The sequence below is a fragment of the Rhizobium sp. GCM10022189 genome (genome assembly GCF_042656325.1).
Taxonomy (GTDB): Bacteria; Pseudomonadota; Alphaproteobacteria; order Rhizobiales; family Rhizobiaceae; genus Rhizobium.
Genome location: NZ_JBHSOR010000016.1, coordinates 44,124 through 58,627, shown reverse-complemented (window position 1 = coordinate 58,627; position 14,504 = coordinate 44,124). Strand labels below are relative to the sequence as shown.

The following is a 14,504-nucleotide window of genomic DNA, read 5'->3' as shown; positions in this document are numbered from 1 at the left end:
CTGGCTCATCCACGGTTGTAACCGCAGGGGGAACGGGCGACGACGCCACGCCTCTTGCCGGGTGGCCACCCGGCAAGAGGCTCAGTCGCTTCTTTCGCACAAAATCATCAATGTGCAGATACAAGGTGGTTGGGGTGGGCCTCCCGGCAGAGCGGTTGCGAGGGATGGGTGAGGCGCTGGTGGGTTAGCGCTGAAAGGGCCGTGTCGGGTGGAGGAGGCTGCGGAAGGCCCCTTGCCGCCATCCCCGACGCCTGCCCGACGCCGGCTTTGGGCAGCGACGCTTCCCTCACCCACCTCATCCCTGTGCCTGTCACAGGGATCCAGCCGGCTTGCGTCTGCAAGCCGGAGAGACTCCTGAAGAACAGACCGCTCGCCGCATGCCAGGAGGGAGGAACGCCGGCTGCTCTCCCGCGTATTCGCCAGTACTGCGAGCTTGCCGCGGGAACAAGAGTCTTCCGCCGCGTGGACACGCGGCTGCTGGTTTCCTGTGATGGTCCCCGGAACAAGTCCGAGGACAGGGATGAGGTGGGTGAGGTAGCCGCCTCGCCCCACTAAGGCAACTGCGCAGTATGGACGCGCTAGACGGCGGATCGCCAGCCTGCCCTTCCCTCATTTCCGTGAGATGCCACGTCGGGCACGAGGCGGGGAGAGTGCCCCCCGACTCCCCCCGCAAAGCCCTTGCCGCCCTACGAAGCCCGAAAACCGCCCTCGCCGCCGATCCATCGCAGCCAGGGCCCGGCATGGAACAGGCTCATCAGCAGGTACATCGCCGCCATGCCGCTCATGCCGGCCGCCCCGTGCATCGGCATGCCGGAACAGATCATGCCGCCCGCCGGCTCGTTTGCCGAAAGCGCTGCCATGAGGGCGAAGGTCGGTGCCGCCGCGAGCGAGAGCCCGCGCGCAAGGCCCGCCGTCAGGCGGGAGCCGGCTGAACGGCCGGCCCCCGATGCGGATGTGGAGGCCGAGGGGCGCATCAGGCGGCCTCGTAGCGGTCGTGGTGGCGCCACCAGACGCCCGTCTCGTTGCGGCCGAGCGGCGCGCGGTCGAGCCACTGGTACATGCCCCACACGCCGTCGAGCCCCCGCGCATAGGAGGAATAGGTGTGGTAGATGGCGCCGCCCTGCATGATAAAGGCGCTGAGGCCGGGGCGGTCGCGGGTATAGGTGGCGATGTCGGTGCCGGTCATGGAGGCGATCTCAGCGACCGGCCCTTCGCTGCCGCGCAGCTCCCATTGCTGCACCGTCCTGCCGGCCTGCGCGTCAAGCATCGGCGGCTCGCGGCGGTAGTTGTAGTCGATGCCGCCCCGCTGTTCCTCCGGCGTGAACCAGACGTTGAAATCGTGGTTGAAATCGCTGCCGCCGGACGAGGCCCAGTCGAAGTTCCAGCCCATGCGGCGCTTGAACTCCAGAAGCCTGGCGAGCGGGGCGCGGGAGACGGCGCTGAAGGCGACGTCGTGGTTTTCCAGATGCACGGTGACGCCGTTGAAGCCGTCGGCGATCGACGAGCAGGAGGGGCAGCCGGCCGTATAGTCCGGCCCGAACATGAAATGGTAGACGATGAGCTGCGAGCGGCCCTTGAAGAGGGCTGCGAGCGGCACGATGCCGGCTTCCGTCTCCAGCCGGTAGTCCTTCTCGATCTTCACCCAGGGCAGCTCCCGGCGCAATTCGGCGATCTCGTCGCTGCGGCGCGTCAGTTCCTTTTCGTGCTCGAGCAGCGCCAGCCGCGCCTGCAGCCATTCCGCCCGTGTTCCGGTCTTGTGCATCGTCATCGCTCTTCTCCTCATTGGCATTGAAACCTGTCAGACGGCGGGCCGTTGCCTGCCGATGGGGAATAAACTAGGTCTGGAAGGCCAAGCAGTGGGAGTTACAAGTATGACGGGATTCCGATGGACTCGCTGATAACAGCCGCCGCGCAGGCGCTTGCCGTCGGCGATGCGCTGGGCGCCATGAAGCGCGTGGCGCTGCGCAACGACCCGCCGGCGCTGGCGCTGCGCGGCATCGCCATGGCCCAGCTCGGCGATCTCGCCCGCGCCAAGGCGCTGCTCAAGGGTGCGGCCCTTGCCTTCGGCCCGCGCGAGCCGGTGGCGCGCGCCCGCTGCGTCGTAGCGCAGGCCGAGATCGCGCTGGTCTCGCGCGATCTCGCCTGGCCGGAAAAGGCGCTGGAGGCGGCCCGCCTGACGCTCGAGCGGCGCGGCGACCGCGTCAACGCCGCCCATGCCCGCACCCTGCAGATCCGCCGCCTGCTGCTGATCGGCCAACTGGATGCGGCCGAAAGGCTGCTTGCCGATCTCGACCCCTCGCCGCTGCCGCCGGCCGCCCGCGCCGGCCACGAGCTGGCCCTTGCCGGTGTCGCGATCCGCCGGCTGCGCACCGGCCCGGCCCGCGCCGCGCTGGCGAGGGCCGCCGAGGCGGCGGCAAAAGCCGGCATTCCGGCGCTTGCCGTGGAGGTCGGGGAAGCGGCAAGGGTTCTGGACGCGCCCGCCGCCCGGCTGCTCGACGGCGGCGCAGAGCGCCTCCTGCAGCTGCAGGAGGTCGAGGCGCTGCTTGCCTCCGGCACGCTGGTCGTCGACGCCTGCCGCAACGTCGTGCGCGCCGGCGGCGCCATCGTGCCGCTCGCCAGCCGGCCGGTGCTCTTTGCGCTGGCCCGCGCGCTTGGCGAAGCAGCACCCTCCGATATCTCGCGCTCGGCCCTGCTTGCCCGCGCCTTCCGCGCCCGCCATGCCGACGAATCCCACCGGGCGCGGCTGCGCGTCGAGATCGGCCGGCTGCGTGCCGCCCTTGCCGGTCTTGCCGAGGTGAAGGCGACGAGCCACGGTTTTGCCCTGCTGGCGCATGGCGGGCGCGCCGTCGTCGTGCTCGCCCCGCCGGTGGAGGAGGACCATGCGGCGCTGCTGGCGCTTCTTGCCGACGGCGAATCCTGGTCCAGCACGGCGCTGGCGATCGCCCTCAGCCTCAGCCCGCGCACGGTGCAGCGGGCGCTGGATGCGCTGGCGGCAGCCGGCAAGGTGCAGTTTGTCGGCAATGGCCGCGCGCGCCGCTGGATGATGCCGCCGGTCGTCGGCTTCCCGACAACATTGTTACTCCCCGGCCCGCTGCCGAGCGACTAACATCGTCTGGCCAACGGAGGATGGAGCAGATGAAGACATCGCAGGCAGAAATCGTGCGGGAATACGGCCCGTTCGAGGGCGCGCGCAATATCGGCGGCGTCACCTATGACGGCAGCAGGGTCTGGTTTGCCGCCGGCGAGAGCCTGCGGGCGCTCGACCCGGCAAGCGGGGCCGAACTTGCCGCCATCGATATCGCCGCCCATGCCGGCACCGCCTTCGACGGGCGCTACATCTTCCAGATCGCCGAAGACAAGATCCGCAAGATCGACCCTGAAACCGGCGCCGTGCTCGCCACCATCCCGGCCCCCGGCAAGGGTGCCGATTCCGGCATGGCCTGGTGCGAGGGCAGCCTCTGGGTCGGCCAGTACCGCGAAAACTGCATCCACGAGATCGACCCGGAAACGGGCGCGATCCTGCGCACCATCCATTCCAGGCGCCATGTCACCGGCGTCACCTGGGTGGACGGCGAACTCTGGCACGCCACCTGGCAGGACGACAGGAGCGACATCAGGCGCATCGACCCGGCAACCGGCGAGGTGCTGGAACGGTTGGACATGCCCGAGGGCACCGGCGTTTCCGGGCTGGAAGCCGATGGCGGCGACCTCTTCTACGCCGGCGGCGGCGGCAGCGGCAAGGTGCGGGCCGTCAGGCGGCCGCGGTAAACCGGCGCGACGGCCCCGCCCCGCCTCACCCCGGCACCCTGCCCCGGCAGGCCCAGGCGACGGAGGCGAAGGATCGCGGCCCGTCCGGCTCTCCGGCCTCGTAGGCCTGCCTGACGGCGGCATCGACATTCGCGCGCATCGGCGCATCGAGCGCCGCCACATATTTGCCGAGCGGGCCTTCGCCGGCCGCGATCGGGTCCCAGTAATCGGCAAAGGAACTGTAATCCATGCGCATCGTCAGCGACGTTTCCTCGACATCGGCAAGGCCGGCGGCGGCAAAGCTCGCCTTCATTTCCCCCGGCCGCATCATCGGCTGGAACGAGTAGCGGTGGCGCATGGCCTGCGCGTTGGCGTCGATCATGGCAGCCGTATCCCACGTCATGCGCATGCAGGACATGCCGCCGTAATGGTCCCAGACGGCGGCGGCAACCGTGCCGCCCGGACGCACGACGCGGGCCATCTCGGCCACCGCCTTGCCGGCCTCCGGCACGAAATGCAGCACCAGCAGGCAGAGCGCCCGGTCGAAGCTAGCATCCGCAAAGGGCAGCGCGCAGGCATCCGCCTGCCGGATCGTGACGCGCGGGTCCCGGTTGCGCCGGCTTGCCGCCTCCACGAAGACAGGCGAAAAATCGATGGCCGAAATCGCCTTCAGGCCGGCATGCCCGGCCAGCGTGAAGGTCAGGCTTCCCGTGCCGCAGCCGACGTCGAGAACGCTTTCGCCATCGCCGAGTCCGGCAAAATCGATGAAACCGGGCGCGAGCCTCCTGCTCCAGCGCCCCATCAGCTGCTCGTAACCCTCGGCACTTCCGACATTGAAACTCGACGGCATCGCAGTCTCTCCCTTCGAACGGGACAATGTCTGGCCCGAGTTTACGACCGCCCGACCGGCGCCGCAAGCTTTCGCTGGCCGGAAGCATTTGCCGGCGAGGCTCCGGTTTCGACGGCGGACTGCGCAAAGCAGGTCGCGCCGCAGACCGGACTGGCGCAAGCTATGGAATTTCGCGGCAGAATCTCATATCGGCAGCTCAAGATGGTATCGCGCGCATGGTTGCAATCGCACGACACCCGAATAATTAACTTGCCGATTTGTACCTTATACGGCACAAGAAGTGGCAATCAAGCGCTGGAAAGAGCATCAGGAACGGTCGAAACGCCGAAAGAAGTCGCAGAAGAGGAAAAACAAATGAGTGACCTGAATTCTTCCGTTGGCGGCACGCTTGAAGACTTCCTCGCAGAGCTCGGCGAAAAGGAAGAGGTCTATGGTGAGGCGATCAAGCGGGTTTTGACATGGCAGATCGAGGAAGCCCGGAAGGCACAATCGATCACCCAGTCGGAAATGGCCGCCAAAATGGGCACGAGCCGAACTCAGGTGAAAAGAGTGCTCGACCCTCGCAATGTGGCCGTTTCGCTTGAAACACTCGACCGGGCTGCCCGTTCGGTGGGAAAAAGGCTAAAGGTTGAACTCGTCGACGCCTGAAAGAGCTTGCCCCGGATGAAGCGCCGGATCGCAGATCTGCGATCCAACGATGACGATCCGGTCACGTCGAAGCTGCGCCGCATGGACGACCATCTTTTGCCTGATGGCGGTTCCCGCATAATTGCGCACTTTTGCTGGAATTGCTCTTTGTCTCACGCAATTCCGGACGCAAAACCGCTTCACACTTTTGCTGGAATTGCTTTTGCCTCCACGCAATTCCGGACGCAAAACCGCTTCACACTTTTGCTGGAATTGCTTTAGTTCATGAAGACGATGGCGCCGTTCAGCGCCGCGGCATAGGCGACCCACAGGCCGTAGGGCACGAACAGGGCCGACGACAGCCGGTCGCGTTTCCACGACAGGCCGATGAAGGCAAGGATGGTGAGCAGCAGCGGGAGGATGACCATCAGCCCCAGGCCTGGCGAGCGCAGGCCGAAAAAGGCCGGCGACCAGGCGAAGTTCAGCACAAGCTGGGCGATCCACGCGGTCATGACGGGCGAGCGCCGGCTGCGCGCATAGCTGCGCGCCCCGGCAATGCCGACGAGGATGTAGAGCACCGTCCAGACCGGGCCGAACAGCCGCTCGGGCGGGGTGAACCAGGGCTTGGCGAGCGACTGGTACCATTCGTCCGGCAGGTTGATGAGGCCGACGAGCAGCCCGCCGCCGAGCGACAGCAGAACGAAGAGCAGATAGGGGTCGAACCGGTGCAAGGAAAACCCCGTCATGCGTGACGGTTGAAGTGGCGTCCTGCGGCCGGCCGTCAAGGGCGCCGGCGAACGGCGGCGGCACGGGGCGGATGCGAAAAACGGCCTGCCGGGCGGCGTTCAGGCCGCCCGGCCTCTATTGGCCTCCCGGAGCCGAAAGCTGCTGCATGACCTGATCGAGGTTGAAGGTCGCCGGCCTCTGCCGGATCGGAAACTCATTGAAGCTTTCCAGCCATTTGGCGACGATCGCCTGCGACGGCACGACGAGAAAGGCGCGGTCGAACAGCCAGGTATCATATTCGATGGAACTGTCGCCGCGCTCGAACGGGTCGGAGCGCATGTTGAAGATCTTCGGCACCCGCAGGTTGGTGAATTCGTTGCGCCAGACGCCGATGCCCTCATGGTCCTGTTCCTTGAAGACCATTTTCCAGTCCATGACGCGCACGGCCACCAGCTCGCCGTCATCGTTCCAGAACAGGAATTCGCGGCGCGGCCCCTCGTTCACCTCGCCCCGGAAATAAGGCATCAGGTTATTGCCGTCGAGATGCACCTTGAAGGTCTTGGCGCCGGCCTGATAGCCGGCCTTGCACTTCCCGACGATATCGGGCTCGCCGGCGGCCGCGCAGAAAGTCGGGATCAGGTCGTAATGCGAGAACATGTCGTTATAGACCGTGCCGGGCTTGATGACGCCGGGCCAGCGGATGACCGTCGGTACCCGGTAGCCGCCCTCCCAGTTCGTCGCCTTCTCGCCGCGAAACGGCGTATTGCCGCCGTCTGGCCAGGTCATGACTTCCGCGCCGTTATCCGTCGTGTAGATGACGATCGTGTTTTCGCTAACGCCGAGATCGTCGAGCTTTTTCAGGAGCTGGCCGACGATGCCGTCGTGCTCCACCATGCCGTCGGCGTAGAGGCCCTTGCCGGTGACGCCTTGCGAGGACGCCTTCAGATGCGTGTTCACATGCATGCGGGTGGAATTGAAATAACAGAACCAGGGCTTGCCGCTCCTGTTCTGCCGGTCCAGGAAATCGAGCGCCGCATCGCAGAATTCCTGGTCCACGGTTTCCATGCGCTTTCTCGTCAGCGCGCCGGTATCCTCGATGCGGCCGTCGGCGAAGGAATGGATGACCCCGCGCGGGCCGAAGCGTTTGCGGAATTCCGGGTTCTTCGGGTAGTCGGGATTTTCCGGCTCCTCCTCCGCATTGAGGTGGTAGAGATTGCCGAAGAACTCGTCGAAGCCGTGATTGGTGGGCAGGAACTCGTCCTTGTCGCCCAGATGGTTCTTGCCGAACTGGCCCGTATTGTAGCCGAGCGATTTCATCAATTCGGCAACCGTCGGGTCTTCCGGCCGGATGCCGACATCGGCGCCGGGCAGGCCGACCTTGGTGAGCCCGGTGCGGATCGGCGACTGGCCGGTGATGAAGGCGGCGCGGCCCGCCGTGCAGCTCTGCTCGCCGTACCAGTCGGTAAACAGCGCGCCCTCCGCGCCGATGCGGTCGATATTGGGCGTCTTGTAGCCCATCATGCCGCGATGGTAGATGCTCGGGTTGAACCAGCCGATATCGTCGCCCATGATGACGAGGATATTCGGCTTGCCGCCGGCAGCGCCCGTCGCGGCCTGCTGCGCGCTCGCCGCCGGCGCGGTCGCCGAAACGGCGAGCGCCGCAAGCGCCAGCGAACTGCCGCCGAGCAGGATGTCGCGCCGGCGCACCGCGCCTGTCTCCTCCCTGCCGTCGTTGATGATTTCGTCCCTGCCGTCTTCGCTCATGGCGGTTCCTCCCTCGCCTGTTGCGGCCGTCCGGCCGGCACCCGAAGATGCGACTTGAGGGCACAGCAAGACAGATCGTTCGCCCGGCCGGAAGTACGTTACCGTAAACGGCCGGCGTAAACGCCGTTGCCAAACGGCCCGGACTGGCGGAAGCTCTGCCTGCAACGGGGCATCACGGCCATGACGACAGCGGCGAGCGCAAGGCATCAGGCAAGGCCCGGCAGCGCCGGCATCTGCCGCGGCTGCTGGGACCAGATGCATATGCCGATCCCGATCGGCGGCCCGCTTTCGCTGCCGCTGCGCGCCTTCGGCATCACCCGGAGCAAGATGAACCCGGATATCTGCACGATCTGCGAGCGCTCCTTCCAATATGTGAAGAAAAAGCGCCACATCACCTCCGGCGCCACCATCCTCTTTGCCGATATCCGCGATTATACCGGCCTTTCCGAGCGCACGGACGCCGCCGAACTCGGCCGCATCGTCAGCCTCTTCCAGACCCGCGCGGCAGAGGCGATCTGGGCCAATGACGGCATCGTCAACAAGCAGATGGGCGACGGGCTGATGGCGATCTTCAACTTTCCGATCAGGCGCCAGGACCATGCCGCCGCCGCCATCCAGGCCGGCAGGGATATCCAGCGATTCTGCGGCGAAGCGCTTGCCGAAATCGACCCCGGCCAGCCGCTCGGCATCGGCGTCGGCATCCATACCGGCGACGTGCAGATCGGCGAATTCTCAAGCTTCCACAGCGATTTCACCGCCATCGGCGGCGTCGTCAACCAGGCCGCAAGGCTGGAATCGCAGGCGGCGGCGGGCGAGATGGTGATCTCGTCCGAGGCAGCCCGCCAGGCGCCGGCGCTGGTGGCCGGAAGCGAGCCGCGCATGCTTTCGCTGAAAGGCATCGCGCAGCCGGTGGAGGCACGGGTTCTGCGGGCGGGCTGAGCGCGCAAAGCATCGCATGCCCTGCCCGTCCCCTCGCTTGCGAATGCCACAAAGCTCACCAAGCCTGCTGCGTCGGCATCACGAATACTTCGGCAATATCCATGTGCGACGGCGATTGCAGCGCAAACAGCACCGTATCGGCAATATCCCCCGCCTTCAGAAACTCCATCTGCGTCTTCAGCTCCTCCATCTGCCGGCGCACGGCCGGGTCCGAGATCTGCTCGAGAAGCTCGGTCTCGACGGCACCCGGCTGTACGCAGGTGACGCGGATATTGTGCTTTTTGCCGAGTTCGATGCGCATGCCATCAGACAGCGCGGTAATGGCGTGCTTGGTCGCGCAATAGACCGTGAGCCCCGCAAAGACCTTGCGGCCGGCAATCGACGATGTGTTGACGATATGGCCGGATTTCGCGGCAATCATGTGCGGCAGCACGGCGGCGGTGGTGTGGAGCACGCCCTTGATATTGACGTCCACCATCCGGTGCCATTCCTCCACTTTCAGCGCCTCGACATCCGAAAGCGGCATCAGGCCGGCATTGTTGAAGAGGATATCGATCGTGCCGAAGGCCTCAGCGAGCTTGGCGACGCCTGACGCAACCGAGGCGCTATCGACGACATCCATTTCAAGCGCAACCGCCTGCCCGCCATCGCGCTCGATCTCGGCAACCAGCGCTGCCAGCCGGTCTGCGCGCCGCGCCGCAAGCCCGACCTTGACGCCATTCTTCGCAAGCTTCAGCGCGGTCGCAGCGCCGATGCCGCTCGATGCGCCGGTGATGAGAGCCGTCTTTCCCTGGATTGACATGGTTTCATTCCCTTATCTGCCGCCCTTGAGACGGCTGGTTTCGACGGGAACAGGCTAGAAAGATCGCCGCGCGCCTTCGCTCGGCCGGTTGCTGAAACTGTCGGGGATTTGCTGTGAACGAGAGCCAGTCCGGCAAAACCGGGCAGCGCCCCGCGCCCGCAATGGCCTAGCCGCGATAATCGCGCGGGCTGACGCCGACCTGCCGGCGGAAGACCTGCGCGAAATGGCTGGGGCTGGAATAGCCGAGATCGAGCGCGATCTGGATGATGCTTTCATCCGTTTCGCGCAACAGCCGCCGCGCCTCGGCCATCTTGAGCTGGATGAAATAATCCGATGGCGAAAAACCGGTCGATTGCTTGAAGACGCGGGAAAAATGAAAGGCGCTGAGCTCGGCCGCAGCCGCGAGGCTTTCGAGACTGAAGGCCTGATCGAGCCCCGCCTCCATCATCCGCACCACCTTCTGCAGCTTGAAGGCCGGCAGCGCCCCGCGCCGGGCAGGCGCCGCGCTGTCCCGCTTGCCGTAGTGCCGCACCAGATGCACGGCGAGCGCCTGCGCAAGGCCCTGCACGACCATTTCGCTGGGCTCGGCAGCCTCCGTCAGCTCTTTCAGGACCATCTCCATCAACCCCGAAATCGCCTCGTCCCGCGCCCCCGAGACATCCGCCAGCCGAAACCGCTCCGCGCCCTCGCCGCCCAAGACCTCCGCTATCGCCCGCTGGTAGATCGGCAGCCCGAGATAGAGATGCATGACACAAAGCGCCTCGCCCGCACTCGTCTCCCATCGCAATTCATAGGGCGTCTCACTCTGCGTCAGATAAAAATCCCCCGCCGAAACCTCCACCGCCATCCACTCCCCGCCGATATCGCGCTCCTCGACGCGAGCCGAGCCGGAGACGATCCAGACCACAAGCGGCTCGGCAACGGCGGGTATGAGGAGATTGGTTTCGAGTGGCTGATGGGAGAGAAGCTGGACGGAAATGGTGCTCCATGCCGGGCCGTGGCTGCTGGCGAGAAGGCGGGCATGGATACGCTGGCTCAGGGCTTCGGGGGTGGATTTATGGGGCATTGCGAATTTCGGCTTCTGTATGCATCTTTGGATAAGACGACGTAGCACGTCTGCGAGCGAAACCTCCAACTGACAAGTAAGCGATACCGCACGCCCGCTAGATAGTCAGTCAATTGCTGCCCTGACGACAGCCGATCCTGATCCAGATGTACTTTAAAATTGTGTATTTTCCCACTTTGGCACTTAGGCGCGAAAAAGGTTGTGTGTCGGCAACCTGCAGATATTGTGAACTCAGTTTTTGCAGCTTACCAAAACAGTATTGGCGTTGAAGGTGAGCTTATGTCCAAGAAATTCTTTGATGAGCGGACCGATCAGTCCGAAGTGAAGGCGCGTATCGTACAGAAATATCTGTTCGTTTGGGCTAACGTTGTTATGGGCGCCGCAGAGCGAATGGGCACACCTATCGCCTATATCGATTTGTATGCCGGACCGGGACGATACAAGGATGGCGCAGCTTCAACTCCTCTTCTTATTCTTGAGCAAGCAATTGCAAATCCCCGAATTGCCAAGATGTTGGTTACTTACTTCAACGATGGCGACAGTGACAAAACACAGACATTGCAAGAGGAAATCGCAAAGCTCCCCGGCATTTCATCGTTGAAACACGCACCGACTGTCACTTGTGGTCCCGTGGATCAAGAGGCGGAAGTCTATTTCAACAAGACGAAGCTAGTGCCGTCGTTTTCTTTCATCGACCCGTTCGGTTACAAAGGCTTATCGCTGAAGATCGTCAATGGCGTAATCAAAGACTGGGGCTGCGATTGCGTTTTCTTCTTTAACTACAACAGGGTGAATGCTGGTATTTCAAATCCGGCGGTTTCTGGCCACATAGATGCGCTGTTCACCAAAGGAAGAGCTGATCGTTTGAGAGAAATGTTGCCCGGCAAGTCGCCAGAGTTGCGCGAAGCTCTCATACTGGAAGAACTCGCAGCTGAGATTAAGGCGTTAGGCGGAAAATTCGTACTGCCATTTACATTTAAGAATTCGAAGGGAACTCGGACTTCTCATAAATTGATATTCGTCTCAAAGAGCTTCAAAGGGTATGGGATCATGAAAGATATCATGGCGAAGGAAAGCTCAACAACCGATCAGGGTGTGCCCTCGCTGACTTATTCTCCAGCTGACGCAGATATGCCTCTGTTGTTTTCCCTGCAACGACCTATTGATGCATTACGCGGTGATTTATTGAAGAGTTTTGCAGGAAAAGAGGCGTCGCTCGATCAGATTTATGAGCGGCATTCCGTAGATACGCCGTACATCCGCAAAAATTACAGCGACCTTCTAACTGACCTCGAAAATGAAAAACTGATTGAGGTTTTTTCCACCACGGGTAAAAGGCGAAAGGGAACATTCCCAGAACATGTTCATGTAAGGTTCCCGAAGGACAAATAGATGGCCACCAATTCAGCGATTGAATGGACCGAGGCGACGTGGAACCCGGTCGCTGGTTGCACGATCATATCGCCCGGCTGCACGCATTGCTACGCTATGAGAATGGCTAGGCGCCTTGAAGCAATGGGACAGCCGAAGTACGCAGGCACCACTCGGATGTCTGGTGGACGAGCAAAATGGAACGGTGTCGTTCGAATTGACGAAACTTCGCTGGCGTTACCGAAAAGTTGGAAGACAGGCAGAATGATATTCGTCAATTCGATGTCTGACCTTTTCCATGAGAGCGTGCCTATAGATTTCATTAGACGTGTCTTTGATACTATGGTGGATGCGTCACAGCATACGTTCCAAATCCTCACTAAGCGCGCGGAGCGGCTGGAAGAATTATCCGAAGTGCTGAAATGGCCGGACAACGTTTGGATGGGTGTAAGTGTAGAGAGTGCAGATTATCAGTATCGGATTGATCATCTTCGCAGGACCGGCGCCAAAACGAAGTTTTTGAGCCTAGAGCCCTTGCTAGGACCGCTGGACAACTTGAACCTTCTAGGCATTCATTGGGCTATTGTAGGGGGAGAGAGCGGACCAAACGCGAGAGCGATGAGCCCTGAGTGGGTGCGCTCTATTCGGGATCAGTGCTTGGACGCTGACGTTGCTTTCCATTTTAAGCAATGGGGTGGCGTCAATAAGAAGAAAACCGGAAGAACGCTGGACAATCGAACATGGGACGAGTTTCCACGGCCTGCGCCTAGTGAATTTCACGAACGTACGACGATGTACACCTAGGACTGGAATTCCACACCTTTCTCTTGTCAGCGATTGCGTGTTGAGGTGCGACATTGGGGGGGCACAATACAGCTGCAGAAGCGCTAATTTTTAACTGCTTTGATCTCTCCAACCGCTTCCCTTTTTCGACACGCTTTCCACCCCCGAAAGTCCGTTTTCTAAGGTTTTTGAGCGATGGTGGGCGCCTCCTCCTACGCCGCTTTTGTCCGCGGCGTCTGCTTTTTGGGTAGCGAGTTACTGACCACTGCCACTGCCACTGCCACTGCCACTCTCACACCTCACTCCCCCACCACCCCTCCGGCCTTCTTCCACGCATCAATCCCACCCTCAATATGGCACGCGCTCCCCACCCCGGCATCCTGCGCCGCCTGCACGGCCATCGCCGACCGCTCCCCGAACGCACAGTAAAACACCACCCTTTTCCCCGTCGCCACCGCCAGCTCATGCAGCATCCCGCCGGCTGAGAGATTCTCCTGCAGGTCCGCATAGGGCGCATGCAGCGAGCCGGGGATGACCCCGTGCCGCTCCCGCTCGCTCCTCTCGCGCAGGTCCACGATGACAACATCGCTGCGCCCCCGTAAGCCCAGCGCCTCCTTCGCGCTCACCGCCCAGCCTTTTCGCGCAATCTCCTCCTGGTGCAGCCCGATATGGATGTTGGCGGGCACGGCGACGTCCATCATCTTGGGGTTGGGCAGGTGCAGGTTGTTCATCAGCTCGACATATTCGTCGATCGATTTCACCTGCAGGCGCGGGTTGAAGCGTTTTTCCTCGCCGATGGTGGAGACCGTGTCGCCCTTGTAGTCGTGGGCGGGGAAGAGCAGCGTTTCCTCCGGCAGGCGCAAGAGCTTGTTGAAGATCGAGTCGTACTGGGCGCGCGGGTCGCCGTTCTGGAAATCGGTGCGGCCGGTGCCGCGGATGAGCAGCGTGTCGCCGGTGAAGATGCGGTCGCCCATCAGGTAGGAATAGGAATCGTCCGTATGGCCGGGCGTGTAGAGCACGTCGAGGCTGAGGCCCTCGATGGTGACGCGGTCGCCTTCGGCAACGCGCATGGCCACGACATCGGCCTTGGTCTGCTCGCCCATCACGGTGATGCAATGGGTCTGGTCGCGCAGCGCGCCGAGCCCGGTAATGTGGTCGGCATGCAGATGCGTGTCGACCGCCTTGACCAGCTTCAGGTCCAGCTCGCGCACGAGCTGCATGTAGCGCTCCACCTTTTCCAGCACGGGATCGATAATCAGCGCCTCGCCGCCGCGCCTTGAAGCGATGAGATAGGTATAGGTGCCGGAAACACTGTCGAAAAGCTGCCGGAAAATCATGGTCGCCTCCGCTGCTGGGCCTCTCCGTCTTCTCCCGCGTTGCAAACCGCATCGGACCCCGCGCGCCGATGATAAGCTTGCGCCGGAAAAAGCGGAAGCAGCCGGCGGGCGCCGATCGCGGCTCTGCCCTCGCCCAATCGGAGTAGCTGACGCAGCGCAAGCCTCGCTTCCCCTTACGGCAGGCCCGGCCGCAAAGCGCAGGCCCGCGGGCGGCCGCGGCGCCCTGCCCGGCCGCCGGCGGCGCGGGCAGTTATAAATCCGCTCAAACACCCGTTTTTACTGTGCGAAATTTATGCAAATGCCCGGCCGCAAAGTACCGCCGGGCATTTATTAAGCAATGCCTGAAATAATACGCCGCGATTTAAAAAGTGAAATTGCGAAAGCGTCATTCCGGCCTACAATGCTCCACGCTGGATGCTGCAAAACCAGTGGAGAAGGGTTGCCCGAACTCCTAAGCGGGCGGCCCTTCTCCTTCCATAGCGCAAGCGCCGG

Annotated in this window: 15 protein-coding genes; 7 read left to right on the top strand and 8 right to left on the bottom strand. The window is 62.8% G+C overall.

The annotated features are described in order from the left end of the window. Positions 1 to 686 precede the first annotated feature (686 nt). Together ACFPWW_RS10915 and ACFPWW_RS10910 are read right to left on the bottom strand one after the other, a co-directional pair. Positions 687 to 974 (bottom strand): hypothetical protein, encoded by a 288-nt coding sequence (locus ACFPWW_RS10915; RefSeq protein ID WP_377311650.1) that lies wholly within the window; start codon positions 972 to 974, stop codon positions 687 to 689. Further along, the gene (locus ACFPWW_RS10910; protein ID WP_377311649.1) at positions 974 to 1,768 is read right to left on the bottom strand and encodes a DUF899 domain-containing protein; all 795 of its coding nucleotides are present in this window, start codon (positions 1,766 to 1,768) and stop codon (positions 974 to 976) included. The genes ACFPWW_RS10915 and ACFPWW_RS10910 overlap by 1 nt, the downstream gene beginning before the upstream one ends. A gap of 117 nt (positions 1,769 to 1,885) precedes the next feature. Between ACFPWW_RS10910 and ACFPWW_RS10905 the strand changes: the two genes are divergently transcribed. Both ACFPWW_RS10905 and ACFPWW_RS10900 read left to right on the top strand, forming a co-directional pair. Then, positions 1,886 to 3,106 (top strand): helix-turn-helix domain-containing protein, encoded by a 1,221-nt coding sequence (locus ACFPWW_RS10905; protein ID WP_377311648.1) that lies wholly within the window; start codon positions 1,886 to 1,888, stop codon positions 3,104 to 3,106. Between the two features lie 29 nt (positions 3,107 to 3,135). Next, positions 3,136 to 3,768 carry a PQQ-binding-like beta-propeller repeat protein gene (locus ACFPWW_RS10900; RefSeq protein WP_377311646.1) on the top strand — a complete coding sequence of 211 codons (633 nt, stop codon included), beginning with the start codon at positions 3,136 to 3,138 and terminating at the stop codon, positions 3,766 to 3,768. Positions 3,769 to 3,793: 25 nt separating this feature from the next. Here ACFPWW_RS10900 and ACFPWW_RS10895 read toward each other — a convergent pair whose 3' ends face one another. After that, positions 3,794 to 4,597 carry a class I SAM-dependent methyltransferase gene (locus tag ACFPWW_RS10895; protein ID WP_377311644.1) on the bottom strand — a complete coding sequence of 268 codons (804 nt, stop codon included), beginning with the start codon at positions 4,595 to 4,597 and terminating at the stop codon, positions 3,794 to 3,796. A 201-nt stretch (positions 4,598 to 4,798) separates the two neighbouring features. Here ACFPWW_RS10895 and ACFPWW_RS10890 point away from each other — a divergent pair, with 201 nt between their 5' ends. Beyond that, positions 4,799 to 5,245, top strand: coding sequence for a helix-turn-helix domain-containing protein (locus ACFPWW_RS10890; protein ID WP_377311643.1), 447 nt, complete (start codon positions 4,799 to 4,801; stop codon positions 5,243 to 5,245). A 15-nt stretch (positions 5,246 to 5,260) separates the two neighbouring features. Next, complete coding sequence (locus ACFPWW_RS10885; RefSeq protein ID WP_377311642.1) at positions 5,261 to 5,506, top strand: hypothetical protein; 246 nt, start codon at positions 5,261 to 5,263, stop codon at positions 5,504 to 5,506. Here the strand turns inward: ACFPWW_RS10885 and ACFPWW_RS10880 are convergent. After that, positions 5,503 to 5,955 carry a TspO/MBR family protein gene (locus ACFPWW_RS10880; RefSeq protein ID WP_377311641.1) on the bottom strand — a complete coding sequence of 151 codons (453 nt, stop codon included), beginning with the start codon at positions 5,953 to 5,955 and terminating at the stop codon, positions 5,503 to 5,505. The genes ACFPWW_RS10885 and ACFPWW_RS10880 overlap by 4 nt on opposite strands. A gap of 130 nt (positions 5,956 to 6,085) precedes the next feature. After that, a complete protein-coding gene (locus ACFPWW_RS10875; protein ID WP_377311639.1) occupies positions 6,086 to 7,714 on the bottom strand; it encodes an arylsulfatase in 1,629 nt (542 codons plus the stop codon). A gap of 180 nt (positions 7,715 to 7,894) precedes the next feature. On the opposite strand from ACFPWW_RS10875, the gene ACFPWW_RS10870 reads away from it, so the two are divergent. Further along, positions 7,895 to 8,653 carry an adenylate/guanylate cyclase domain-containing protein gene (locus ACFPWW_RS10870; protein WP_377311638.1) on the top strand — a complete coding sequence of 253 codons (759 nt, stop codon included), beginning with the start codon at positions 7,895 to 7,897 and terminating at the stop codon, positions 8,651 to 8,653. Positions 8,654 to 8,708: 55 nt separating this feature from the next. On the opposite strand, the gene ACFPWW_RS10865 is transcribed toward ACFPWW_RS10870, so the two are convergent. Next, positions 8,709 to 9,455, bottom strand: coding sequence for an SDR family oxidoreductase (locus tag ACFPWW_RS10865; protein WP_377311637.1), 747 nt, complete (start codon positions 9,453 to 9,455; stop codon positions 8,709 to 8,711). Positions 9,456 to 9,621: 166 nt separating this feature from the next. Continuing rightward, entirely contained in the window at positions 9,622 to 10,521 is a 900-nt protein-coding gene (locus ACFPWW_RS10860; protein ID WP_377311636.1) for a helix-turn-helix domain-containing protein, read from the bottom strand. 279 nt (positions 10,522 to 10,800) lie between these two features. On the opposite strand from ACFPWW_RS10860, the gene ACFPWW_RS10855 reads away from it, so the two are divergent. After that, entirely contained in the window at positions 10,801 to 11,913 is a 1,113-nt protein-coding gene (locus tag ACFPWW_RS10855) for a three-Cys-motif partner protein TcmP (RefSeq protein WP_377311634.1), read from the top strand. Beyond that, the gene (locus tag ACFPWW_RS10850) at positions 11,914 to 12,696 is read left to right on the top strand and encodes a DUF5131 family protein (protein ID WP_377311633.1); all 783 of its coding nucleotides are present in this window, start codon (positions 11,914 to 11,916) and stop codon (positions 12,694 to 12,696) included. Positions 12,697 to 12,974: 278 nt separating this feature from the next. Here ACFPWW_RS10850 and ACFPWW_RS10845 read toward each other — a convergent pair whose 3' ends face one another. Further along, positions 12,975 to 14,012 (bottom strand): MBL fold metallo-hydrolase, encoded by a 1,038-nt coding sequence (locus ACFPWW_RS10845; RefSeq protein WP_112564176.1) that lies wholly within the window; start codon positions 14,010 to 14,012, stop codon positions 12,975 to 12,977. Positions 14,013 to 14,504 lie beyond the last annotated feature (492 nt).